A 24443-nucleotide genomic window follows, 5' to 3' on the forward strand; every position below is an offset into this window, starting at 1 on the left:
AATCAGGACTTGCCCAAGTTGAATCCGAATTGAAGCTGCGCATGGCGAACTGATTCCTTTCGATAAAGCGGTATTCGAAATGATGAGTCGTGCTGGAGTCCCGTGGAGAGCCTGTGAAGGGTGAGCTCATTCATCATCCTGGTGCGCATGCGTGATGGCTTCTAATATAAAACATTAACATTTGAGTATTCAATGTTGCATGCCACTGCACATACAGGTATAAATAAACCCTTGAATATTCAATCATGTTGACGATGCAAGCAAGATGACAGACTCCGAATACGCCGGGCTAAGGGAAGTGATTTTGCAAAATGGGCGCTGCAATGCGACGGCATTGCGCAGAGCAATGCGGAAAGTTTCATTGCTCTACGACGCGTACATGGCGCCGTGCGGTCTGAAGGCGACTCAACTGTCTATTCTCGTGTGCATCCAGCGAGCAAGTTCGCCAAGCATGGGAGAACTCGCCGATCAGCTTGTGCTGTGCCGAAGTGCCCTGACACATAATCTTCGTCCTTTGGAAAGAGACGGCCTGGTTTCGGTCAACCCCGCGCCGGACAACAAGCGAGCGCGAATCGTGCGGCTGACACCGAAGGGTCTGAGAAAGCTGCGGGAGTCGATGACGTATTGGCAGATCGCGCAAGACCAGTTCGAAAATATGTTCGGCAAAAGAAGAGCAGCAACGCTGCGCACCGTCCTTGATGAGGTCGGCCGCATCGATTTTTGATTGACCAGCGCGCACAAGCCCGGTTTCTGCAGATTGTTTATAACTGCCCTGAGCGCGATCACGAATAGCGTTGAATTTCTTCAGAGCAGAGCTGTTCCGGAAGTGTTCTAAAAGCTCTTGAAGGGTTCAACGAGTAGTTGAAGCAGCGCGCAATACCGCTGCCTTCAGTTTTTATCGCCACCTATGTCTGAGGTAACGCATGCAATATGTCTGGCCTTTTCTTGTCGGGGCGTTTTTATGTAATTCGGTCCCGCATCTGTGTGCGGGTCTACAGGGACATCCTTTCCCTACGCCTTTTGCGCGTCCACGAGGGGTGGGAGATTCCTCCCCAATCGTGAACACCCTATGGGGATTCGCGAATCTCGTCATCGCGCTAGCCATTGCCGGTCACTGGAGCGTGTCCGGCACGCTTCCGGATGTGGTGGCTGCCCTGGTGGGTGCAGTCGGTACGGGGCTGTATCTTGCTTCTCATTTCGGCAAGGTACAACGTGACAAGCAGGTGGGATGATGTTTGCCAGGGCAGTGCAACATGAAGGGCTGCCCTGGTTACTCAAGCACCCTGCTCACAAACCGCTCCGAAAGGATTGATTTGATCGGCCGGGTTGGCTCGAGCCATTTCGGGGGCTCAATTCCTGCACATCGCTGCCCCGCCGCTCAAGCCTCCGGGTCCGTACCCCGCGCACTTCCTTATCAACAAAACCAGGCGTGGCCAACTTGCTTGCCCCGCCGCCCATATCGAGCATCCTTCGCCATGCCGTTGCATACCTCACTTGGCTTTGCCGGCGCGCTCGCGCTACTCAATCTGTGGCTCGCTTACCGTTGCGTACGAATTCGACTGAACGGGCCTGGCGGGGTAGGAGATCTCGGAATCCCCGAGTTGCGGGCTCGCATGCGCGCGCATGCCAACTTCGCGGAATACACGCCTTGCGTGCTGATTCTCACCGCGCTGCTCGAATATGCGGGCGGATCGCAGGCGTGGCTGCAGGGACTTGGCGCCGTCTACATCGCGGCGCGCATCCTGCACGCGTTCGGCATGGAGCGGCCCAGATTCACGATGCAGTTCATCGGCGCATTGGGGACCTGGCTGGTACTGCTTGGACTAGCCGTCTGGGCTATCTGGCTGGTCATCCCCCACTCGATGGCGAAATCTTTCTTCTGAGCCGACTGAACGGGTGGACGCGGAAAAAAACCCGGGACCCATTCAGCAAGCCCGCATGAGCTTTCGGCTCATCTCATACGCGCTGTTCCGCTCAACGAAGCTTCGTAGTGCCGGTGAGTTCAAGCGCCACGGCAAATGCATCGGCCAGCGACGATTTGGTTCTCACACCTGATAGATCGACACCAAGGTGCACGATGGTTTGCGCAATCTGCGGACGGATGCCGCTGATGATGCAATCCGCGCCCATCAGACGTGCCGCGGCGATTGTCTTCATCAGATGCTGGGCGACCAGCGTATCGACCGTCGGCACACCGGTAATATCGATGATCGCGATCGCCGCGCCGGTGTCGACGATCGTTTGCAGCAGGCTTTCCATGACCACCTGTGCGCGCGCCGAGTCGAGGGTGCCGATCAGCGGCAGGGCAATGATCCCTTCCCAGAGTTGAACGACGGGCGTCGACAGTTCCAGCAATTCCTCCTGCTGGCGCAGAATGATCGCTTCGCGACTGCGCTGGAAGACCTCTGTCGTATAGATACCCAATGCATCGAAAAGCTGGTTGACCGACCAGCTCCAGTCGGCAAGCGCAGCCGGATCGTCAGACCCGTCACGCAATTGTGCGTAGAGCGGCTGCTTTAGCGAAAACACGAACGTCGCGGTTTCCACTGGCGTGAATCCTTGTCTTGCACGGTGTGACGTCATCTCGCCCAGAAACGTGCGCACGGCGACCCATTCCGGGCGGTTTGCATCGAGTGAATCGGCGGACTCCAGCGTATCGAGAAAAACCTCAATGAACGCGGCGAACTGGCTGCGCATATCCGCTTCGGTGGTCAGGCCTCGTGCCAGCGAAATCAATAGATGCTGATCCAGCCAATCTTTAAGGAGGATGGGCCGGTTCAATGAAGCGGAGAGCGTCGCGCCAGAGAAAGTATTCATGTAAGCCTTTGCCCGATGGAGGGCAGATGGAGGGGCAGATGCTGAGGGCGGCGCGCAGACGGCTGGATGACCGTCGTCCCATGGTAACCTGCACATCCATCGCGCGGGGCGCATTGAGGCAAATAAGAAAGCCACATACGAGCGCCAAATAAGACCCTCTTCCGCTATACCGTTGCGCGTGGAAACAAAGCGAAAGTTTCGCTGTACAAACGCGCAGAAGCGCGTACCATGGGCTCGTCGACGCCGAGTCTATCTGGGCGTCTCTTCCAGCTTGAAGTCAGTGCTGCCACAGCTTCGCCTGCAGCACCTGTTCAATCCCGCCGTGCGGTTGTATATACCGCATCAGCCCTCCCCGTCAGCCCTGTCGCGAATTCGCGGCTATAGAGGTATTTCCATGGCTACTGCCACTTACGTGTACAGGGGACTGCAAGTCTGTCCGCTTGTTTATCCGCGTCGCCCCACCAGGTCGGGTTACGCTCATAACTACGACGACGGCTTCGACGCCGCGGTTCGTATCAATGAACTCGACCGAACAGAAACCGAGGTTCGAAGCCGGGTATTTCTGCTTGCAGTCGATCGGCCTTTCACGAACGGCGGTGATGCAAGACGCGCGTCGATCGCGTTTGCCGAAGGCCTGATCGACGGATGCCCGTCCGGACAAACCATCTGGGATCGCGAGTAGCAGGAAGCCAAACGCGCGGTTGAAAGCTGCCGGCCCGGTTCGCATGCCGTGATGCCGTGCGCGATGTGTGCAGTTTGTCGTACTTGACGTGTAGTGGACCGGCTCGTGACGACCCCGAGCGCGACGATACACCGTCATGGCGCAGGTCCTTATCCGCGCGAGCGCTGTGGAGCGGTATATGAATGTCGATCTTGCTGCATTCGTGATTGATCCGACGCCACGGCGCGCGGATGGCGAATATATGGCGCACGCGAAAATCAGCGGCGCACCGTCGGGCGGCGCCGCCTTCACCCACCTGAGCGGCGACCTCGCAGGTTTCGATCTTCGCGACGACGCAATCCGGTACGCGAGCAACTGGGCAAAGGAATGGCTCGAAAAGCGTTACGGCTAGCGACCGATGCACGAGGACCCTCTCATGTCAGCGCACGAGTCACTGTTAAGTCTGGCCGAATATCTGGAGCTTCCGTTGCGCGCGGGAGAAAGCGTCATCATGATGCAGGAGTGTGACGCGTCCTGCGGGATGTACGTTGGCAATGCATCCAGAGACCAAAGCGTGCTGGTTTATCATGGGACGATCGCCGCGTCGATTGCGAGAGAAATCGTTCAACGCACCCGGACTGGCCGCAACCGGATAGAGATCGCCGGACAGGTATTTCGCTTTGTACGCAGCGCCATACACTTTGAAGATCGGGGCGCGGTCGCGTTCGAGCCGGCCTGACACACCCGGCCACACGCAGATCTCCTTCTCCACGCCGCCCCCCGTCGTCATCCCTCGCTGATCCACTTGCCGCGCTCTCCTGCGGCCCAATTCATTTGCCAGACCTGATCTCGACGAGCAGACCTGTTCGGCGTCGGTTTGCCCCTAATGGCGGCTGAGCCGTGAGTCAACGTGACTCGCTTTAACGGATTCCCCTTGCACACGTAGAAACACCATCCGGCCTGCGAGTGAATGGCTTCGCGGCACGCTTGCGCACGCGCGGATTGTCGAAACGACTTCTTGGCCAAAGCGACGAAGTCGCACGCGCTGATCATCGCCCGCCCTTCTGACAAGCGATCAATTTCGGCGTAGGGTGTTCACGAAGTCGTTAGCCACGCATTCGCGATAAAGCGGCTGACCAACTCGCACACATTGACGTTGTTCCGTTCATGGATCCGGCGCCGCCATTGCAGCCCCAGGCGTCGATCCTTCGTCGCACGGCATCCAGTCGTACGGAGGTGTCACCATGATTGAGTCTTCCGATTTCCAGAACAGAAAGATAGCGCTCGATCACGGCGGCGGCCATATGCCCGCGCTTGGATTCGGCACGCTGATCCCGGATGGAGCGACCACTACCCGTGCCACCCGGGACGCGCTGGCAGCCGGATATCGTCACTTCGATTGTGCCGAGCGGTATCGAAACGAGCGCGAGGTGGGCGAGGCCCTACGGGCAGGGGTCGCTGTGCAAGGAATCGCGCGTGAAGACCTCTTTGTGACCACGAAAATGTGGAACAACAATCATCGGCCCGAACGCGTCGGGCCAGCTTTCGAGGCGAGTCGCAACAGGCTTGGACTCGACTATCTGGATCTCCATCTGATCCATACGCCGTTTGCGTTTCAACCAGGGGACGAGCAGGACCCGCGCGATGAAAACGGCGACGTCATCTACGATAAAGGCGTGACATTACTCGATACGTGGCGCGCGATGGAAGATCTCGTCGATCATGGCCGATGCCGCGCGATCGGACTATCCGACATCCTGCTGGACGAATTGCAGTCGCTCTACGAAGAGGCGCGAATCAAGCCGGCGGCGGTGCAGATCGAAGCCCATCCGTATCTTCCCGAAACAGAACTTCTGCAATTCTGCGAGAAGAAAGGGATCGTTTTTCTGGCCTACGCGCCATTGGGTCACGGAATCAGGCCCGGGCCGCTCGAGGACCCGGTCGTCACCCGGATTGCCGCACGAATCGGCAAGACACCGGCGCAGGTGCTGCTTGCGTGGGCAGTGCAGCGAGGCGGCGCTTTGCTGACTACGCCAAAGAGTGCGGCGCGCGCGCACGAGAATTTCGACATCTCTGCGCTACCGGCGGATGCGTTTGACGAGATCAATCGGATTGAGACGAGGCAGCGGTACAACCAGGTCGTCGAGACCGGCAGCGGAGGCTTCCTTCCGCAACGTACGTGATTGCGCCATGTAAACCGTGTCCGGAGGTGGCCCATGCAGGAAGCGAAAATCCGTGAAGCGCTGAATGCGCACTGGCAGGCATCGGCAGCCGGCGATCTCAACGCAGAACACGATATCTATAGCGATGACTCCATCTGCGATTACCCTCAATCGGGTGAACGCATTATCGGGCGAAACAATTTGCAGGCGCTGCGGGGTCATCATCCGGACAAGCCATCGGGTTTCGACGTCAGGCGAATGCAAGGGGAAGGCAATCTCTGGATCACGGAATACACGATTGTCTACACCGGGCGAACGACATGCGTGGTGAGCATCATGGAGTTCCGCGACGATAAGGTCGTTCACGAAACCCAGTATTTTTCCGATCCGTTCGAGGCGCCGGGTTGGCGAAGTCAATGGGTTCAACAGATCGAGTGAACTCGCATTGCGGTGCGGTAGGCCCGATAGCCTCGTGCCCGCACGTCCATCGGCTAACTAACCGTTGTCGCGCAAGCCGACCTTGCCCGCCGAACACCGCCACAGCTAGCGCGTCAGTGAAAAAACATAAAGCCTGAAGGCCGCCGTGCGCTTTTACACACGCTACAAAAGCGTTATGCAGCGCTGTTCCGACAACACCGGCAAAGCGGCGGAATTCGCGATACCCGTGGCCGGCTAAACGGCCCGTTGGGGTACTGCTAGTGATCCCCCGGTATCACTTGCATCAGCGCTTCCGGCTTCACGGCAATGTCTCCCGTAAAGGGGCGATCGTGCGACAGGATCAGCAACATGGTCGTCGCGAGCCCCGCGCAGAAGAGTCCGATTGCGACGGCAGAGGTGAGCCGGTTCCCGCAATGAACCAGGGCGATTGAAAACAGGAGGCAGACGGCCAGAAAGATCAGGCATGCCCACTTGACACCGTTGACTTCCGATCGGCTGACAAGAATACGCTGGCGGCGAGCTTCCAGCGCCTGCTCCAGCGACACGGCTATCTGACGCTGCGCGGTCTGCTGCCCTGGCGTGTTTGCCGCGAGCGACAACGTGAACTGAAGAGCCTTGTTCAATGCAGGAGGACTGATTTTGAGCGTCACGGTACCTTGCGCCATCATGGGCCATTCGGTTTTTATCGTGTACTCGATGTAATCGCGAATCAGCGTTTGCAGCTTGATCTGGGCGTCGTCCGGCAAAACGGCGGACAGCACAACGACCGATCGCAGCGCACCGGCTTCCGTGTCGACCGCGAGATTCGCGCGTTCCGTATCGTTCCAGACTTGCGCAGCAGTAAAGGCAATAAGCAAACCGAAGATAACGCCGATTGGCGACAACAGGCCAGGCGAAATCGCCATGAAGGAGCGGCCGTGTCGACCGGCGGCAAGCCGACCTGTGACGATCTGCACCGCCGCACCCGCCAGAAATGTCGCAGCCAGAATGACGACTGCCATTTGCCATATAGGCAGATTGTGTAACCACGTATCGATCATCTGAGCGTGCTCCATACGTAGATAAAAATGGAATCGGGCTTTTGTGGATCAACAGAAACCCTCTTCAGACAGTCGACCGCGTCACCCGCATGTGGATGACTGACAGGCCTCGTCGGTCGCCGACGCCACGGCCCGGATGCGCCGGTTGCCGGAACATGTCCCGTCAAGCTTCTTCGAGCCGCAGGCGCCCAGCCGGCATAACGGTCTCCCCTTCCGGTTTTCGACGTCGTAGAAGCACGACACAGTGTAGCCGCAGGGAAGGCTCGATAGGGCCCGAGCGCCGCCACATCAGCGGCCGGTCGGCAGCATCTGTCGTGCCTGGCGGCATGACGTAGTCGCCCCTTCGTTGCAGCCAATGTTCGCTCGTCGCGGCACGACGCTTGCACGTTCCACGTGCACGACGGCGGCAAGCATCGCGTTGCGGTTCGCAACGGCTGCCCGTCAGCTGCCGCGTCCACCCCACGATCCAAGGAGTCCACCATGGCTAAAGATACGAGCAAGCAATCCGACACCGGGTCCGCCACGGCGAATCCTGTATCGAATGCGATCGAATTGTTGAAGGCGGATCATCGAGCAGTCGAAAAACTGTTCGACGCGTTCGAAAAAGCCGGCAACGACGACCTCGCGGCAAAGGGCACGCTCGCACAGCGAGCATGCGAAGCGCTGACCGTGCATGCAATCATCGAGGAGGAAATCCTCTACCCCGCGGCGCAAAAGGCTTTGGGTAAAGACAAGATCGACGTCGAAGAGGCATTCGTCGAACATTTCCTGGTCAAGACGCTGATCTCGAAGTTCACTACGCTCAAGCCCGGCGAACAAGGCTTCGACGCGACCTTCAAGGTGATGTCTGAACTGGTGCGTCACCACGTCGAAGAAGAGGAAGACGAGCTTTTCCCGGAGTTTCAGAAGAGCGGCGCCGATTTGCTTGCGTTGGGCAAGCAGCTTCACGCCCGCAAGGAGCAATTGCAAAGCAAGCTGGAAGAAGCCGGCAGCAAACTGGTTGGCGACAACACGATCGCTTTCGCCGGATCGGCGTGATGCCGTGCGGCTTGCGAATGCCCTTTCATAGAGCATCACGCTCTTGAAGCACGCGTGCAGACGCAAGCCCTGACCCTGTCCGAGAGGCAAGTCGTGCCTGTCTACCAACGCACTGGACACCCGCTTGACCGCGGGTTCGGCTGGCTGCCTCGCGTCGGCGTCCTTGAATAGCGTCGCCCAGGTTTTCGGGCCGACCACACCATCCACCGAAAGGCCGTGTCCGCGCTGGTGTGCTTCGACTGCAAGCCGCGTGGCACAGAGGTTTTAAGGCGAGGAAAGTTGCCGTTGCGCAAGCGCGTGAAATTGTCGTAACGCTTGCGTCGGTCGACAGGACGATCGCTAACGAAGCTGGCTGATGATCAGCTGCACGGCTTGTCTTTCGCCCGCACCAAGCAGGCGAACAGCAGTCAACGCCGCAATCGATGGTTTCTTCCCAAGCGGTAACCGCACAAATCATCGGCATATGAGCGTTGGCGCACATTCGAACACGCGGACCTGACCTACTACTTCTTATCTGCGGTCATCGCCAGAAGCGAAAGCACTCAATAGAGGCGCTTTGCGCATCTATTTTCCGTTACGCGCGACATCGGCTATTGCCGCCTCACGCGCGCATGATTTGCGAACGCACACACATCCGGTAGCAGGAGATAACCGATGACGAAGCGTGAGGAGAAAGTTGCGCAATGGGAGCTGATACCCGAGCACGAAGTTGCCCGTTATTCCAGCGAACTTGAGGTGATCCGCTCCGCTTTACCGCACGAACTCGTGCGCAATAGCGTCGATACAGGCGGTCAGGCGCCGACCATGGGCAAAGCCGCGGCGATCTTCAGGCGCCCTAGCGAGTTCGGAGAAGCCTACGAAGACTGGCTTCTCGTGTGGAAGGTAGGCGAATCCGACGATGCGGCGCCCAATTCGCATAGCCCGAAGCATAAGCACCGCAGGGTGGTCGGGTATGTGAGGCGCCGACGCGACGGCGCTCATTTGCGGCTCATCGCCCCGTTTGTCGATACCCACGGCGAGCCCGAAGAAGCTCGCAATCCTCATGATCGGCTCGGCAGCAGTTTGACCCCCTGGCATGGCCCAGCTGACGCAGCGCCTGACGAGCCCGGTCAGGTCAAAAACGAAAGCAATATGGATCCTCAGAATTTTGCGGAGCGCGATGAAGCATCACTTGACGAACAACTTCGTCAGACGCACAAATCCATATCCAAGCTATCCGAAAAATTCATTGCTCCCGCCGAGCGATACGGCGACGACATGCGATGGTGGCGCAACCCAAGAGTCGTGAACGCCGACTCCCTCGAAAAGCTATATGAATACCTGAAAAAGACTGCGCTTCGTTTTTACGTGAGTCGTTTCACGCCTGACGAGTGGAAGCAGTCCCAGGCGGATGAATACGAGCTTCCCTTCTACAGGAATTACTCGCTGTTCAAGATCACCACAAAAAGAGAAAACCATCCTGATGAGACGCGCTTTTTCATCGCTCACACGAAGCGCGAACCCGCCCCGGTTTGTGTGCCGCTCAGTACGTCCATCCCCATCTATGCGTTCAACGATCGCCTCGCGGAACGAGGGGAATTGTTGATCGATGCGAGAACGGTAGCGGCCTACCTCGTTTTCTTCAGCCGTTCGATCGACGGCAAGCTTGGACCCTTCTGGATTGTCGAGGAAGACCGCGACTTCGTCTGGACCGGGACCGATGATCGGGCGAACGAAGTGAGGCGGGCCGTCGTACGATCGCTGCAGCCAATTCAACGGTTGCTCGATCCCGACGAATCGAAGAACGACGGACATTATTATCTGACTGCGTTCGTCAATTACGGCGCCTACCTCTTCTTTTCGCGCTTCGACGTCGATGCCCAGGGACATGTCGAAATGCAGGACGACGCGCCCTGTTTTTCGCTGCTGCCGGTGCGGACGCGAGGGCGAAACGCTGAACTGCAGTCCGACCTGCCTGGCAGCGACGTGCTGGACGGCCGCTACATATCGGCTCCCGCCGGGATGCGGGCACACGGCGCCGACCTCGTCGCTGCGGCCGAAAGAACGCTGACGGAAAGCGAGGAAACGCGGCTGCGCGACCACCTGCGGACGCGCAGCATCGTCAATTTCACGCTGCCCGACAAAAACGATTCCAACTATTCCGCCCTATCGCTGAGCATCAGAAGCCTGAGCTTCTATCGTGGCTACTCGCTGATTCGTGTCACCGACCGACGGGGTCTTTACGCAAAATCGTTCTTCATCATTCTCGATGACGCGGGCAACGGCAATGCACCAGCCTGCCACCTCGGCCATTCGATCGCGGACCTTGTCCGATTCAATCAGTCTCTTGCGGAAAGAGGAATACAAGCGCTCAACATCGATTCAACTACGGTGGCCGACTACCTTCAGTTTTACTACAGGCCGTATGTGCAATGCGCGAATCACGAATTTTCAATCGCGGCGAGCCTCGAGGAGTTGCGCTGGTCGAGCCGGCATCGGGCGTCCGGGAACGGCGTTGCGAACGTCAAAAGCAGCTTCGAGCAGATCCACATACTGAAAAGCTTCGAATCGGTACAGGAACACTTCCAGCGTTTCAGATACTTCAAAGGCAGCCCATGCTTTGAGTTGCTCGCGTGCACCTACTCACGAAACGAATTCGCAAGCGCCCGCTTTACGGTAAACGCCGGCGGCACCGTGTTCGGCGGCCCCAGCATGGTGCTCGTCACCGACCCACCGCTGATTCCCGAGATCTACGACGAACGTTGGCAATTCCGAATCAGGGGCAACCATGAATGATCCGAGAGGCGCAAACCTTGTTGCCAGCATAACGGGGCAACAGTTCGTCAACTACCTCCGCGACGGCAAACTTCCTCCCGGCATCGTGATGCCGACCAACCCGAGCGAACCCGCTCTCGAAGTCAATGGCGCCGTCGACTATGGAGGCTGGGACATACCTGAACCCTGTGCTGCCTTCGGCGTGATTTTTCACGGCCACGTCGATCTGGCAAACGCGATGGTCAAGGGAACACTCGATCTTTCCGGCTGCGTGTTCGAAGACGGCTTGCGACTCGACGACGCCGAGATCGGCGGGTCGCTGCGTCTTGCCGGAATTACCGTCGAAAGCCATAGCGGACCGGGAAGCAGCAAACAAAGTCAGCTATTGAGTGTCGTCGGCGCCGTCATCAAAGGACGCGTCGATCTCACTGACGCGACGATCAGAGGCGATATCGAATTGCGGGGTGCGTCTATTGATGGATTCCTCGATCTGACCGGCGTGCAGGCCCAACAAATCCTGCTTGGCGGACTGAATCTGAAGGGTGACCTGAAGCTCGGCCGCAGACTGGACAGCGATGCCCAGGTCAGCCGCGTCGACGAAATCAAGGGATGGGGCATCGAAGTCGGCGGAAGCATCCAGCTATACGAACTTCGCGATCGCATCGTCGAAAGTTCGTCAAGGAGCGAGCTTAAGCTGGATTTTCGCTCTGCGCGGGTCCAAGGATCGGTCTCCGTGATCATTTGGCACGCCGGTGTGCCGAGGAGAAAAAACGACGATGTCAGACGCAAGCGGGTCGACGTGCCCGATCTGAAGTCCGTCGATTTCTCCGGCGCCCGTATCGACGGTGACGTGTCCTTTCTCTCCTGCTACATACTTGAGTATCTCGACTTTAGCGACACACGGATCGCGGGTAACGTTCGGATCGGGATATTCAAGCCGCCGCACGTCGGCTACGAATGTGTAGCAGCGCGGATGAAGACTTTGCATCTCTGCCGGGCAAGGATCGAAGGCTTTCTACATGTGGTCGGCGCGGCGGTGGACGATACGACGGATCTGAACTCGCTGACGTGCCACGGCGTTATCGAGTTCGCGAACGACTACGCGACGCGCGTTGAACTTGGCGGCTCGCTCAACATGGACGGCGTCACCTGCAACTCGACCATCAAGATGCTCGGCATTATCGCGGCTCAATCGGTCAGCATGTTCAGCGTAAAGACACGCAACGTCAAGTTCTGCGTAGCCAAGAAAATCCGTACCGACGATCGCTCGTCAGATAGCGCGCCAGACGCGGACACGATCGGCGTTACAGACGACCGGCCTGCATCAGACAACACGTTTTATCCCTGCCAGATCGGCAATCTCGACATCGAGAACGCACACATACAGGGAACCCTGGATCTGTCGCATCTGCAGATATTCGGCACGCCCCGCCGCGGCGGCATCGGCCTGAAGGTGGTCGATACGCGAATCGACGGCAACCTCGAACTGTGGAGTGCGCGCGCCTTTTGCAAGGAGAGCGATGGCGATTTGGCTGACGACATAGTCAAGCCGTGGGAATTCTCCGCTGCGATAGCGGGCGATGTCGTGATTCAGCGCTCGAAAATCTCGGGGGACGTGGTGCTGACATTCGCCAAAGTGTCGCGCATGATCGACCTGTCAGACTCGAGCGTCGGCGGCGACCTCAAGGCCGCATCGACGCTCACGCACAGCGCACTGGGTGAGAGCGACCAGATTCACGCCGACATGCATGGCCTCGATCCGCTTGCCGGCACCTACAGGGCCGTCTGCAATCAGCTCAAAATGCGCATGCTTCGCTGCGACAACGACATCGATCTGACCGGTCTCACCATCGTCGCCGATTCGAGTGATCAGAGATCGGACGTCGGCGATCTGTCGGCAGGCTATATCGAAGTAAAGGGCGACGTTAAGCTTTATGAAAAAGACACAAGGCAACCGCGCGAAGCGTATGCGATGGTGCCGGGAAAGCTGGTTCTGTCCGACTCGCACATCACGCGGCTGATCGTGTCGGCGTATGGCTTTCCTGCATATGACAACGCGCCGACGCCCGACGCGACCAAGCCTGCCGATGCGATTGGCGTGGCGCGAGACCATCCGGTCGTTGGCAAGCTTCGACACGCCATTCGCCAGCGCATGCCGGCGCACTGGTTTCCTGCGCGTGACGACGCAGCGCCGCGCGACAAGGTCAATGGCGTGACATTGGTGCGTGCGACGCTTGGAACGCTCGAAATACCGGAAGTTGGAGAGCCGCCGCGATATCCCGAATCGATCGATCTCGAAGATGCGGAGATCGGAATCTGGCGAATCGGACAACCCGACTTATCCGATGCAAATCCGCGGCGTACCCGCCTTGAGCGGCTGATAGATCGCATGGTGTACGACTCGCCCGAGCGGCAAGTCGCGCGTCGATATATTCGCTTGCTGGCGAACGACACGTTCCATCGGTCGACTTACAAAGCCGTGGAAGCATCGCTGCGAAATAGCGGCGACGACATACCAGCCGATATCGTCTATCGGGAAATGCACCGCCGGGCACATCGTGAATCGGGAAGCTGGTCGCTGCTGTTCGTTCTCTGGGGTCTATTGCTTCGCTTCGGTACAAACGCCGGGCCGCTTCTGTTCGTGATCCTGGGGCTAGCGATCGTTTCGTTGCCGATCTACCGCAATCCGACCAACTTCGAAGCGTCGCTGCCATTTCTCGCTGCGCATAGAGAGAGCTTCATTGGCCCGAAAGACACGCCGCCGTCGCACGGTGCTCCGCCTGACGTGAAGGGTTGGGGGTGGGATGATGCTGCCATTCTGGCCGTGCATCATCACATTCCTGTCGTGCCGCTCATTGTACGAAACGAATGGGATGCAAAGACGGACCCCGGAATTGCATACGGCGGTAATCAAAAGTGCGAGGAAAGCGATCCGCACGCGCGGTTCTTCACGACGTGCGTTCATCGGGCTGGAGCGCCAGGGGCGCCCCAATTCAAGATCATGCCGATGGGACCTGAAGACTACGTGGCGATGATGGAGATACTCAACTGGATTCTCTGGCCTATCTTGCTGACTTACTGGATTCACAAGGCGATGCGGGAGTGAGGTTCTCTTTCGCCAACCTGAGAGTCACATACGATGCCAACAGCCGGAGTGAAACTAGTCACCCTATCGCACCGGACCACTCGCGGAGACACCCGATCACGACTGAATCGCGAAGAAAGGCGGTGTGCCTTCCGAGAAGTCATCATTGCCCTGGATGCCCATCGTGATGCTCTTGCCGTAGAAGAATGGCATCGCCAGATCCAGTTCTCCCTCTCCGAACAGGGCGATGTTTTGACCGATACCGGCGTGCGCCGCGTTAGAACCGTTGCCCAATTCTGAAATTGCGTTGAACAATGTGAACGAAACACCGAGCGTCGTTCCGCTTACGCTTTGCAACGACGCTGAAATCGTTGTCGGGTCCGACGGACAGAACCATGGCTGGTTCGAAAAGCTCGACGGACACTGACTGATGGACGGGTCCACGAAGAAGTACGCGCCCGAACCGGAGTCGACGATGCCCGCCATAGGCAGACCGTTGAAACTGGCGGTTACCTCGCCAAACACGGTTGTCGTGATCTGCTGCGCGCTCGCCGGCAGTATGTTGTTGCTCTGCGTGTTGACGCCAAAGGTCATCGTGCCCGACGCCGACCCTTGACCGCCTGCGCCGATTGCAGGAAAGCTCAGCGTCACACCGTTGTTGTCCGTTGCGAACAGCGTAATCGGGTTGGGCACTTGCTGCGCCTGCGGAACACCGACACCCGTGCAGTTCGAACCCGCGCAATCGTAGTAAATCGATGCGGCGGCAACCAGGCATGAGGTTTGACAGTCTTGTCGAAGAACGTCCACGCCAATCAGACCATTGGCCCCAAACGACGTAGCACCGTTCGCATCCATCGCGGGACCCGCGTTTGCACAATCGGCGGGAATCGACGCGAACGAGTGGTCGACAATTTGTATCGGCAACGATGAAGCTGTTTCACCGGCAATCTTCAGGTCGACAGTCGAAATCGGACCCCATGCAATTCCAGCGCCGAATTCGACACATTCAGCCAGTGTATTGCCTTGCGCCGCGTCCTTGACGTTGACAAGACCTAACGAAGACGGCACCGCCGACCGCACGAGACGCAAGCCCACCGACCCCGTATCGACCAGAACATGATCGATCGTCGCGCAGTTGCTGGTGCCTGGCGCGCAGATAGTCACAGTGACGTACGGCGCATTCACGAGACCGAACGTGTGGTCCACCGTCACATTGACCGTGTTGGATGCCTGATTTGAGCTGGCAAACTGGTTACTCGCGACGTTACTGCCACCACCGCCGCCACAACCTGCGAGCGCCAGAACGAAAGTGAGCATTGCAAGCAGCTTTTTCATGTCGTCCTCGCTTCTACTGAAGTTCGGTAAGAGAGACGCCGGGCGGAACTGCCGACGGAAGATAGGCATAGCCCTTGAATCGGCCCATGCGGCCAAACGACTGAACCACCAGATCCGGCGAACTCAGTCCTCGTTGGCTCAAACCGCCTACCCGGATCACATCGAGGCCCGAAGGCGTCAGATAGCGCGTCGAATAGGCACCGAGGATGTCCGCAAAGTTTGGCTGCCGCGGACCATTCCAGATGACCGCGAATACCGTATTGCTGGATGTCGCGACATATTCGTGCACGACGGTTCCCGATTTCAGAACGACGACATTCACGCTATACAGCGCATTGGCTGAAGAAGCCGCCGCAGCAGCCTGCGAGGGCGTCGACGTCTGCACGAGCGCAGCGGCTTTCATCACGTTGGACGTAACGTGCGGATTGGCGCCGGTCAACGGAAAACCGCCCAGCGCCGCAACGGCCGCATTTGCAGCAAAGCCGATGCTGACAACTGCTGCCAGTCCAACGAATCTCCATTTCAACGATCTTTTCCCTGTTTCCATGGCTTGTTCTCAATTCGGGTTCAGGTTGTTATGCGCTAACAGCACGCCGATAGCTCATATAACAACCGACCCTCATTCAGAGATCGCCGATAGATTGGGTATTATCGAAATTTGAAAATTGGCTGGATAAACCACACTCCGTTATCTTTGGCTCGCGAGTAGAAACGCTTTCGAATGAGAATGTTTATGTATTTTTGAATTCATTCTTACATTTAAGTATTTCTGTAGCTGACTTTCCGGGTGAGTGTGTAGCCAATGAGGTTTTGAAGCAGACATTGGGCTGACTGGTGTAGGCGGAACTGGCGTCGACGACTTGCGTCGAGAGTTCGTCAATGCGGAAAATGGAATGCTCTGCGATGCGTGCGTGCAAGAACGACGCGCAGACAGCAAGACTCTGGATCAGTCGGCAATATAACTAGCGTTGTCCCACCAGAAAAATCGACATCGACTGGCGCAAACGCCTGGCTTCTTCGTTGAGATCGCTCGACGCCGATGCCACGCCCTGCACACGCAGCACGGCATCGGGTTGCAGGAGCGTGTTTATTTCCTATGCACTCGCACCATCACCTTGAATGGTCCGGATGTGCGGGGATGCCTTCGATCGGGCATTCGGGCGTACCGGGTGCGTTACGCGTGATCGCCTCGGCAGCGTTGCGCGCCGCTTCGGGATCACTGACCCATTGGTGGTAAAAGCCGAATGGGCATGCCGCGACCCCGTGCATGCCGTCGCCGGAATGGATGGTTCCCGTATAGCCCCGGTGCAGCAACTTGTACAGGTGATTCTGCGATTGCATATTGCGCCGTGCGTCGCGAATCAGGCTCACCGACAGTTCCGCGTACTGCACGCCCATTTCCTCCTCACCGCATTCGCCAAGCGTGCGGCCGTCGAAGCCGACAATCGCCGAATGCCCGAAATACGAATACACGCCGTCCCAGCCCGTTGCGTTCGCGACCGCCACGTAAGAGTTGTTCATCCAGGCCATCGTCTTGGCCACCATGACCTGCTGCTCTTTCGCCGGATACATATACCCCTGGCAGCGCACGATCAGTTCGGCGCCCTGCATCGCGCAATCGCGCCAGATTTCGGGGTAGTTGCCGTCGTCGCAGATGATCAGGCTGATCTTCAGCCCCTTCGGCCCCTCGGTGACATACGTGCGATCGCCAGGGTACCAGCCTTCGATCGGCGTCCACGGCATGATCTTGCGATACTTCTGCACGATGTCGCCATGGTTATTGATCAGCACGAGTGTGTTGTACGGCACCTTCTTCGGATGCTCTTCGTGGCGTTCGCCGGTCAGCGAAAAAACGCCCCACACATTGGCCTTGCGACAGGCCGCGCTGAACACTTCGGTCTCCGCGCCGGGAATAACGGACGCCGTCTCGAACATCTCGTCGCGGTCGTACATGATGCCGTGCGTCGAATACTCCGGAAAGATCACGAGATCCATGCCGGGCAGCCCCTGCTTCATGCCGACCACCATGTCCGCGATCTTGCGCGCGTTCTCGAGCACTTCCGCTTTGGTATGCAGCCGCGGCATCTTGTAGTTGACGACGGCTACGCCGACACCGTCCTTGCTGCTCGAAATATCACCGTGTCGCATGGTTGTCCCTCCATCTGCAGTTCAGTTGGTTGATCGCCGTTCGCCGGACGCCGTTACGCGCAGCAAACAGCGGACTTGCAAAACGCGCGGCACGCGAGCGTCAATGGCTGATCATCCACGGCCGGCGGCCGCTTGCCGGGCTCTTCAGCGCGTCCGGTTGCGTGCCGCCGCTCGCGCCGCCGGCGAGCGTGATGCGCGAACCGCTGCAGCAGCCGCACCCGGATGGATGACGAGCTGTCGCGCCGCCCAATTGGCGTGGCTCGTGCGCGGCCCGCTCGTTGGTCGCATGGGCGCTGCGTTGCGTGCCCGACATCAGCGCGAGCGCCGGCGCGCTGATCATGCGCGACGCGCTCGCGCCGCAATCCGGGCAGTGCATCGGAAGATCGCGCGCGGCGACGCTGCGCATCACTGCAAACGGGCCGCACGTCGTGCACTGAAAGTCGTAAACCGGCATGGCTCGCTCCTTCTTTCAACGATCGTCAGGCACGCACCAGGTCGTGCGAGATCGGCATCTCGACGCCGCCCTTCACGTGGCGGATCGGACCGTCGGCATTCGGACGGATGTCGAAATCGAAGATCTGCGTCGGCAGCCACAGCGTCGCGCACGCATTCGGAATATCGACGACGCCGCTGATATGCCCTTGCACGGGAGCCGTGCCGAGCACCGCATACGCCTGCGCGCCCGAATAGCCGAACTTCTTCAGGTACTCGATCGCGTTCAGGCAAGCCTGCCGGTAGGCGATATGCACGTCGAGGTAATGCTGCTTGCCGCTTTCGTCGACGGAAATACCCTCGAAAATCAGGTAGTCGTTGTAGTTCGGCGTGATCGGACTCGGCTTGAACACCGGATTGCGAATGCCGTATTTTTCGACGCCGCCCTTGATCAGGTTCACGCGCATATGCACCCAGCCGGCCATTTCAATGGCGCCGCAGAACGTGATTTCGCCGTCGCCCTGGCTGAAGTGAAGATCGCCCACCGAGAGACCGGCGCCGTCCACATACACCGGGAAATACACTTTCGAGCCGCGCGACAAATCCTTGATGTCGCAATTGCCGCCATGCTCGCGCGGCGGCACCGTGCGTGCGCCGTCCGCCGCCGCCTTCGCCTTCGCGTCGCCGCCGAGCTTACCCATATGCGCGGTGGCCGCGAAAGGCGGATTGGCGAGCGGCGGCACGCGGGCAGGCTCGGTTGCGATCAGCGCCGCTTCGCGGGTGTTCCACGTTTCGAGCATCTTCGGGTCGGGCAGGCAACCGATCAGCCCCGGATGAATGAGGCCGGCGAAATTCACACCCGGCACATGGCGCGAGCTCGTATAGAGGCCGTGAAAATCCCAGATCGATTTCTGTGCGCTCGGAAAATGGTCGGTCAGAAAGCCACCGCCATTGGACTTCGAAAAGAAACCGTTGAAGCCCCACTGGCTATCGGGCCGCGCGCCGATATCGAGCAGGTCGACCACCAGCAGATCGCCCGGCTCCGCGCCGCGCACGCCGACCGGACCGGACAGGAAGTGCACGATCGACAGATCGATGTCGCGCACATCGTCGGCGCTGTCGTCGTTCTTGATAAAGCCGCCGGTCCAGTCGTAGGTTTCGAGAATGAAGTCGTCGCCCGGATTCACCCAGCACGCCATCGGGATATCCGGGTGCCAGCGGTTGTGGACGTTCTCGTTTTCGTACGCCGACTGGTTCAGGTCGACCTTGATCAGGGTATCGGTCATCTCACACGCTCCTCGTTTTCATTGACTCAAACATAGGCGGGCGGCCCGTGCCGCCGCACGCAACCCGCTCGACTGCGGACCATCTTTTTCACACCGCTCGCTTCATGTCTCACACGGACAGGTATTCGCGAATCCGTCCGGTGTCGCCGGCGTCGCGCGTGCTCTGATGCACGAAGCGGCCGCCTTCGATCACGAACAACCGGTCCGCCACGTCGAGCGCGAAGCTCAGCACCTGCTCGGACACGAGAATCGCGATGTCCCGCGTCTTGCGGATTTCGTTGAGCGCCTTCGCGATGTCCTTGATTACCGACGGCTGGATGCCCTCGGTCGGCTCGTCGAGCAGCAGCACTTTCGGGTCCGTCACGAGCGCGCGCGCGATCGCGAGCTGTTGCTGCTGTCCACCGGACAGGTTGCCGCCCTTGCGCTTGCGCATGTCGAACAGCACCGGAAACAGCGCATAGATATCGTCGGGCACCTGTTTGCTCTGCGCGTTTTCCAGACCGGTCTGAATGTTTTCCTCGACAGTCAACCCGGAAAAAATCTGCCGCCCCTGCGGCACATAGCCGATGCCCTGCGCGACACGCCGATAGCTTTCTTCGCGCGTCACATCCACGCCGCCCACCTTCACCGAGCCGCGACGCGACGGCAGAATGCCGATCAGCGTCTTGAACAGCGTGGTCTTGCCCATCCCGTTGCGGCCCATCACGGCCACGGTCTCCTTGCTCGCGACATCGAAGCCGATGCCGTGCAGCACCTCGCTTTGCCCGTAGCTGACCACCAGATCGTCGACTTGCAGCATGCGCCCCCCTTCAATGCCCGAGATAAACGTCGATCACGCGCGGATCGCCCTGCACCTGCGCCATCGGCCCTTCCGCGAGAATCTTTCCCTGGTGCATCACGGTCACCTTGTGCGCGATGCGCTCGACGAACGCCATATCGTGTTCGATCACAATCATCGAGCGGTTCTGGCAGATACGCTCCAGCAGCTCCGCCGTGATCTCGCGCTCGCGCACGCTCATGCCCGCGATCGGTTCGTCGAGCATCAGCAGCTCCGGCGCCTGCATCAACAACATGCCGATCTCGAGCCACTGCTTCTGTCCATGCGACAACAAACCCGCTTCGAGATCGAGCGACGCGGCAAGACCGATTTCATCGGCAACCGATTGCACACGGTCCGCGACTTCCGGATCGCGCCGGTACGCAAGCGCGCCGAACACGCCGCGTCCGCGCGGATACGACACCTCGAGGTTCTGCGCGACCGTCAGGTTTTCGTAGATCGAGGGCGTCTGGAACTTGCGGCCGATGCCCTTGCGCACGCGGCGGAACTCCGCGAGGCTGGTGATCTCCTCGTTGCGAAACTTGATGCTGCCGGCCGTTTCGCGCGTCTTGCCGCAAATCAGGTCGAGCAGCGTTGTCTTGCCCGCGCCGTTCGGGCCGATCACCACGCGCAGTTCGCCGCGTTCGAGATACAGGTTCAGCGAATCGATCGCCTTGAAGCCGTCGAACGACACGGTCAGGTCTTCGATCGCCAGCAGAAAATCGCTATTGCTCATCGCCCGCACTCCGTTGGTAAGCGGCGCCGCGCAACGCGCGTTGCACACGCGCGCGCACGTGCTGTTCATACAACCCCGCCAGCCCATTCGGGAACGCCATCACGACGCCGATGAACATCGCGGCCATCAGGTACAGCCACAGGTTCGGAAAGCTTTCCGAAAACCACGTCTTGCCGAGATTGACGAGCACCGCGCCGTACACCGCGCCGACCAGCGACATGCGGCCGCCGACCGCCGCGTAGATCACCATCTCGATCGACGGCACGATGCCGACGAACGACGGCGACATAAAGCCGACCTGCAGCGTGAACATCGCGCCGCCGAGCGCCGCGAGCAGCGCCGCAACGCAGAATGCGAACACCTTGAACATCGCCACGTCGTAACCGGAGAAGCGCACGCGGTCTTCCTTGTCGCGCATCGCGAGCAGCAGCGTGCCGAGCTTGCTGCGCTGGATCCAGCGGCACCATAGCAGCGCGACGAGCAGCAGCACCGCGTTGACGAAATACAGAATCAGCTTTGCATGCGTCGTGCGGATATCCCAGCCGAGCAGCGTGCGCAAATCCGTGATGCCGTTCACACCGCCCGTGAACCCCTGCTGCCCGATAATCAGCACCGACAGGATCAGCGCGACGGCCTGCGTGATGATCGCGAAATAGACGCCGCCCACGCGCCGCTTGAACATCGGATAACTGACGATCAACGCAACCACCGTGGGCACGACGAGCACCGCTAACAGCGCGAATGGCAGGGAATGAAACGGCTTCCACCAGAATGGCAGCGCGGTGACCTGGTTCCAGTCCATGAAGTCGGGAATGCCGGGCGTGGTCTGCGTTTTCGTCGCAATCGGATCGGACGCTTCGAGCTTCAGGAACATCGCCATCGCATAGCCGCCGAGACCGAAAAACACCCCTTGGCCGAGGCTCAGCACGCCGCCATAGCCCCATGCGATCACGAGTCCGATCGCGACGAACGCATAGGTCAGGTACTTGCCCATCAGGTTCAGTCGGAACGCGTCGAGCGCGAGCGGGAAGACAATCAGGATCACAATTGCGAGCAGCACGATGCTGCCATATCCGGATGCCTCCACGCGCGCGGCGAGCGCACGCCAGCCGCCTGCCGCAGCCGGCGCTTTGCTGCGGGCCGCTGCCGGACTCGCCAGGGGATTCATGGGTTCCATGTCCATCTCTCCGAACACGTTGATCGATCAAGGGAAGCCGGATGCACGAACGGTTCGGGCTTCATACGCGCCGCACTTTCGAAGCGAACAGTCCTTGCGGGCGCAACATAAGGATGATCACCACCATCAGCAGCGTGAGCACACGCGCGTTGGAACCGGACAGGAAGAACTCGCTGATCGATTGCGTCTGCGCAATGCCGAACGCCGAGGCAACCGTGCCGAGCAGGCTCGCCGCACCGCCGAAGGTGACCACGAGAAACGAATCGACGATATAAAGCGAGCCGCTCGTCGGGCCCGTCGAGCCGATCGCGGTGAAAGCCGCGCCTGCCACGCCCGCGACGCCGCAGCCGATCGCGAAGGTCACGCGGTCGGTCAGCTTCGTGTTGATGCCGGCGGCGTTCGCCATCGGCCGGTTCGCGACGGTGGCCCGCACCCGCAGCCCCCAGCGCGAGCGATACAGTGCGAGCAGCAGACCGCCTGTCATCAGCAACGCGAGCGCCATCACGAACATGCCGCTCACCGGAATGTCGAGGCCTTGCGCCGGTTCCCACGAACCCATCAGCCAGTCAGGCAGCGCGGGACTCACTTCCTTCGGACCGAACGTCGAGCGGAACACCTGCTGCATGCCGAGACTCAGGCCCCAGGTGGCGAGCAGCGTGTCGAGCGGGCGCCGATACAGATGGCGAATCAGCGCCCACTCGGCCAGCCAGCCCGCCGCGAACGCAATAACAAACGCCGCGATGATCGCGAAGAAGAAGTACACGGGCGCAAATGCGTGCCAGACGTTCTGCGCGAACAACGAGAACAGGTACACCGTGTACGCGCCGATCGTCATGAACTCGCCGTGCGCCATATTGATGACGCCCATCTGGCCGAAGATCACCGCAAGCCCGAGCCCCATCAGCAGCAGCACGCTGAACAGGCTCAAGCCGGCGAAACCCTGCATCAGCGTGATGTTGAGAATGTCGGTTGGCGACATCGAAGTTCTCCCAGGTTCAGCGGGCGCACGCCCGCTGTGGCACCTCAGTTGCACACGGTTTACATGTAGCCCTTCGGGAACGGATCAGGCTTGATCGGACCATCCGATTGCGCGACCACCTTGAACTGCCCGTCGGCCTGGCCTTCGCCGATCAGCGAGCGGCTCCACAGGTGGTGATTCGCGTCGACCTTCGCGTAGCCCTGCGGCGCGTTGTTCAATTCGATATTCGGCGACGCGGCGACGACCTTGTCGACGTCGAAGCTGCCTGCGCGCTCGCACGCGGCCTTCCAGATCCACGGCCCGAGATACGCGGCCTGCGTCACGTCGCCGATCACCGCGTGCGGCCCGTATTTCGCCTTGAAAGCCGCCACGAATTTCTTGTTGTTGTCGTTCGTGAGCGATTCGAAATACTTCATCGACGAATAGAAGCCCGCGAAATTCTCGCCGCCAATGCCGAGCACTTCGTCTTCCGTGACCGACAACGTCAGCAGGAACTGCTTCTGCGGCGTAATGCCGGCAGCCTTCAGCTGCTTGTAGAACGCGACGTTCGAGCCGCCGACCACGGTCGCAAAGATGCAGTCCGGGCGCGCGAGCTTGATCTTGTTCATCAGCGAATTGAATTCGGTCGTGCCGAGCGGGTAATACTCCTCGCCGACCACCTTCGCGTGCAGGTGCTGTTCGATATGGCGCCGCGCGATCTTGTTCGACGTGCGCGGCCAGATGTAATCGGAGCCGATCAGGAAGAAGGTTTTCGCCTTCTTCGTCTGCGACGCCCAGTCGAGCGCCCACAGAATCTGCTGGGTCGCTTCCTGGCCCGTATAGAAAACGTTCTTCGACTGTTCGAGCCCTTCGTAGAACGTCGGGTAGTACAGCAGGCCGTTATCCTTTTCAAAAACCGGCAGCACCGCCTTTCGCGAAGCCGACGTCCAGCAGCCGAACACCGCGGCGACGTGATCGTTTTCGAGCAGCTTCTTCGATTTCTCCGCGAACGTCGGCCAGTCCGACGCGCCGTCTTCCTGAATGATCTGGATCTTGCGGCCGAGCACACCGCCCATCGCGTTGATCTGCTCGATCGCCAGACGTTCGGCCTGAATCGAGCCGGTCTCCGAGATCGCCATCGTGCCGGTCGCCGAATGCAGCTGACCCACCGTCACCGTCGTGTCGGTGACCGCGAGGCCCGTCGTGTTGACTTTCGCCGTAGGCGCCCCTTGCGCAAACGACACGCGCGGCATGCCGAGCGCCATCAGCGGCGCCGCGGCCAGGCCGCCGATCAAACGCCTGCGCAAAGGCGAAGGCGCTTCGCTCGCGGCGGCGGGCTCGGCTGCGGGGTCTTCGAAACGATCGTCTACGGCCATCTTTGTTCTCCTTGTCTGATCCGCGAGGCGGGGTGTGTCGCCGGCGACGTCCGGCGCCATGTGGCCGCAATGTAGGAAGACAATTTCGACGCCGATATACGTCGATTGACGTATATCGGCCAAAAAAAATGGCCCGTAACTTGCTCCGTGCATCGACCCGCCCAGTGCGCGCACTAAACTGGA

General features: G+C 59.5%; 23 protein-coding genes and 1 pseudogene. 11 read left to right on the forward strand and 13 right to left on the reverse strand.

Annotation, left to right across the window (positions count from 1 at the left end):
• Positions 1-265 precede the first annotated feature (265 nt).
• From HV675_RS09465 to HV675_RS09475, 3 genes are all read left to right on the forward strand, one after another.
• Complete coding sequence (locus HV675_RS09465) at positions 266-724, forward strand: MarR family winged helix-turn-helix transcriptional regulator (RefSeq protein WP_175110625.1); 459 nt, start codon at positions 266-268, stop codon at positions 722-724.
• Positions 725-1058: 334 nt separating this feature from the next.
• Positions 1059-1232, forward strand: coding sequence for a hypothetical protein (locus tag HV675_RS32845; protein WP_343056778.1), 174 nt, complete (start codon positions 1059-1061; stop codon positions 1230-1232).
• Positions 1233-1475: 243 nt separating this feature from the next.
• Positions 1476-1883, forward strand: coding sequence for an MAPEG family protein (locus HV675_RS09475; protein WP_175110627.1), 408 nt, complete (start codon positions 1476-1478; stop codon positions 1881-1883).
• A gap of 91 nt (positions 1884-1974) precedes the next feature.
• Here HV675_RS09475 and HV675_RS09480 read toward each other — a convergent pair whose 3' ends face one another.
• Positions 1975-2817 (reverse strand): STAS domain-containing protein, encoded by an 843-nt coding sequence (locus HV675_RS09480; protein WP_175110666.1) that lies wholly within the window; start codon positions 2815-2817, stop codon positions 1975-1977.
• Between the two features lie 394 nt (positions 2818-3211).
• Between HV675_RS09480 and HV675_RS09485 the strand changes: the two genes are divergently transcribed.
• The 5 genes from HV675_RS09485 (at position 3212) to HV675_RS09505 (ending at position 6078) form a co-directional block, all read left to right on the forward strand.
• Positions 3212-3499: a hypothetical protein gene (locus HV675_RS09485; RefSeq protein WP_175110628.1), complete on the forward strand. Its 288-nt coding sequence runs from the start codon at positions 3212-3214 to the stop codon at positions 3497-3499.
• A 178-nt stretch (positions 3500-3677) separates the two neighbouring features.
• The gene (locus HV675_RS09490) at positions 3678-3890 is read left to right on the forward strand and encodes a hypothetical protein (RefSeq protein WP_175110629.1); all 213 of its coding nucleotides are present in this window, start codon (positions 3678-3680) and stop codon (positions 3888-3890) included.
• Positions 3891-3914: 24 nt separating this feature from the next.
• A complete protein-coding gene (locus HV675_RS09495) occupies positions 3915-4217 on the forward strand; it encodes a hypothetical protein (RefSeq protein ID WP_175110630.1) in 303 nt (100 codons plus the stop codon).
• Positions 4218-4722: 505 nt separating this feature from the next.
• Positions 4723-5661 carry an aldo/keto reductase gene (locus HV675_RS09500; protein WP_175110631.1) on the forward strand — a complete coding sequence of 313 codons (939 nt, stop codon included), beginning with the start codon at positions 4723-4725 and terminating at the stop codon, positions 5659-5661.
• A gap of 33 nt (positions 5662-5694) precedes the next feature.
• Complete coding sequence (locus tag HV675_RS09505; protein ID WP_175110632.1) at positions 5695-6078, forward strand: nuclear transport factor 2 family protein; 384 nt, start codon at positions 5695-5697, stop codon at positions 6076-6078.
• Between the two features lie 257 nt (positions 6079-6335).
• Here the strand turns inward: HV675_RS09505 and HV675_RS09510 are convergent, their stop codons facing one another.
• Complete coding sequence (locus HV675_RS09510; RefSeq protein ID WP_175110633.1) at positions 6336-7118, reverse strand: bestrophin-like domain; 783 nt, start codon at positions 7116-7118, stop codon at positions 6336-6338.
• A gap of 480 nt (positions 7119-7598) precedes the next feature.
• Between HV675_RS09510 and HV675_RS09515 the strand changes: the two genes are divergently transcribed.
• Positions 7599-8156, forward strand: coding sequence for a hemerythrin domain-containing protein (locus HV675_RS09515; RefSeq protein WP_175110667.1), 558 nt, complete (start codon positions 7599-7601; stop codon positions 8154-8156).
• 180 nt (positions 8157-8336) lie between these two features.
• Here the strand turns inward: HV675_RS09515 and HV675_RS32930 are convergent.
• Positions 8337-8396 (reverse strand): annotated as a pseudogene (locus HV675_RS32930) (hypothetical protein); the annotation flags it as partial.
• Between the two features lie 414 nt (positions 8397-8810).
• Here HV675_RS32930 and HV675_RS09525 point away from each other — a divergent pair.
• Both HV675_RS09525 and HV675_RS09530 read left to right on the forward strand, forming a co-directional pair.
• On the forward strand, positions 8811-10931 hold the full coding sequence (locus tag HV675_RS09525; RefSeq protein WP_175110634.1) for a hypothetical protein: 2121 nt from the start codon (positions 8811-8813) through the stop codon (positions 10929-10931).
• Complete coding sequence (locus HV675_RS09530; RefSeq protein ID WP_175110635.1) at positions 10924-14016, forward strand: pentapeptide repeat-containing protein; 3093 nt, start codon at positions 10924-10926, stop codon at positions 14014-14016. The genes HV675_RS09525 and HV675_RS09530 overlap by 8 nt, the downstream gene beginning before the upstream one ends.
• A gap of 96 nt (positions 14017-14112) precedes the next feature.
• On the opposite strand, the gene HV675_RS09535 is transcribed toward HV675_RS09530, so the two are convergent.
• The 10 genes from HV675_RS09535 to urtA all read right to left on the reverse strand — a co-directional run bounded on the left by HV675_RS09535 (position 14113) and on the right by urtA (position 24260).
• On the reverse strand, positions 14113-15330 hold the full coding sequence (locus tag HV675_RS09535) for a DUF3443 family protein (RefSeq protein ID WP_175110636.1): 1218 nt from the start codon (positions 15328-15330) through the stop codon (positions 14113-14115).
• A gap of 13 nt (positions 15331-15343) precedes the next feature.
• Positions 15344-15877 (reverse strand): DUF2844 domain-containing protein, encoded by a 534-nt coding sequence (locus HV675_RS09540; RefSeq protein ID WP_175110637.1) that lies wholly within the window; start codon positions 15875-15877, stop codon positions 15344-15346.
• A gap of 563 nt (positions 15878-16440) precedes the next feature.
• The gene (locus tag HV675_RS09545; protein WP_175110638.1) at positions 16441-17478 is read right to left on the reverse strand and encodes an aliphatic amidase; all 1038 of its coding nucleotides are present in this window, start codon (positions 17476-17478) and stop codon (positions 16441-16443) included.
• A 100-nt stretch (positions 17479-17578) separates the two neighbouring features.
• Positions 17579-17932: an FmdB family zinc ribbon protein gene (locus tag HV675_RS09550; RefSeq protein ID WP_175110639.1), complete on the reverse strand. Its 354-nt coding sequence runs from the start codon at positions 17930-17932 to the stop codon at positions 17579-17581.
• A 25-nt stretch (positions 17933-17957) separates the two neighbouring features.
• Entirely contained in the window at positions 17958-19196 is a 1239-nt protein-coding gene (gene fmdA, locus HV675_RS09555; RefSeq protein WP_175110640.1) for a formamidase, read from the reverse strand.
• Between the two features lie 109 nt (positions 19197-19305).
• Positions 19306-19995, reverse strand: a complete 690-nt coding sequence (urtE, locus tag HV675_RS09560; RefSeq protein WP_175110641.1) for an urea ABC transporter ATP-binding subunit UrtE — start codon at positions 19993-19995, stop codon at positions 19306-19308.
• Positions 19996-20005: 10 nt separating this feature from the next.
• The gene (gene urtD, locus HV675_RS09565) at positions 20006-20749 is read right to left on the reverse strand and encodes an urea ABC transporter ATP-binding protein UrtD (RefSeq protein ID WP_175110642.1); all 744 of its coding nucleotides are present in this window, start codon (positions 20747-20749) and stop codon (positions 20006-20008) included.
• Complete coding sequence (gene urtC, locus HV675_RS09570; protein WP_175110643.1) at positions 20739-21926, reverse strand: urea ABC transporter permease subunit UrtC; 1188 nt, start codon at positions 21924-21926, stop codon at positions 20739-20741. The genes urtD and urtC overlap by 11 nt, the downstream gene beginning before the upstream one ends.
• Before the next feature lie 61 nt (positions 21927-21987).
• Positions 21988-22905, reverse strand: a complete 918-nt coding sequence (gene urtB, locus HV675_RS09575; protein WP_175110644.1) for an urea ABC transporter permease subunit UrtB — start codon at positions 22903-22905, stop codon at positions 21988-21990.
• Between the two features lie 59 nt (positions 22906-22964).
• A complete protein-coding gene (gene urtA / locus HV675_RS09580) occupies positions 22965-24260 on the reverse strand; it encodes an urea ABC transporter substrate-binding protein (protein WP_175110645.1) in 1296 nt (431 codons plus the stop codon).
• Positions 24261-24443: the final 183 nt, after the last annotated feature.

Origin of the sequence: Paraburkholderia solisilvae (assembly GCF_902859875.1) — a bacterium.
Lineage (GTDB): Bacteria > Pseudomonadota > Gammaproteobacteria > Burkholderiales > Burkholderiaceae > Paraburkholderia > Paraburkholderia solisilvae.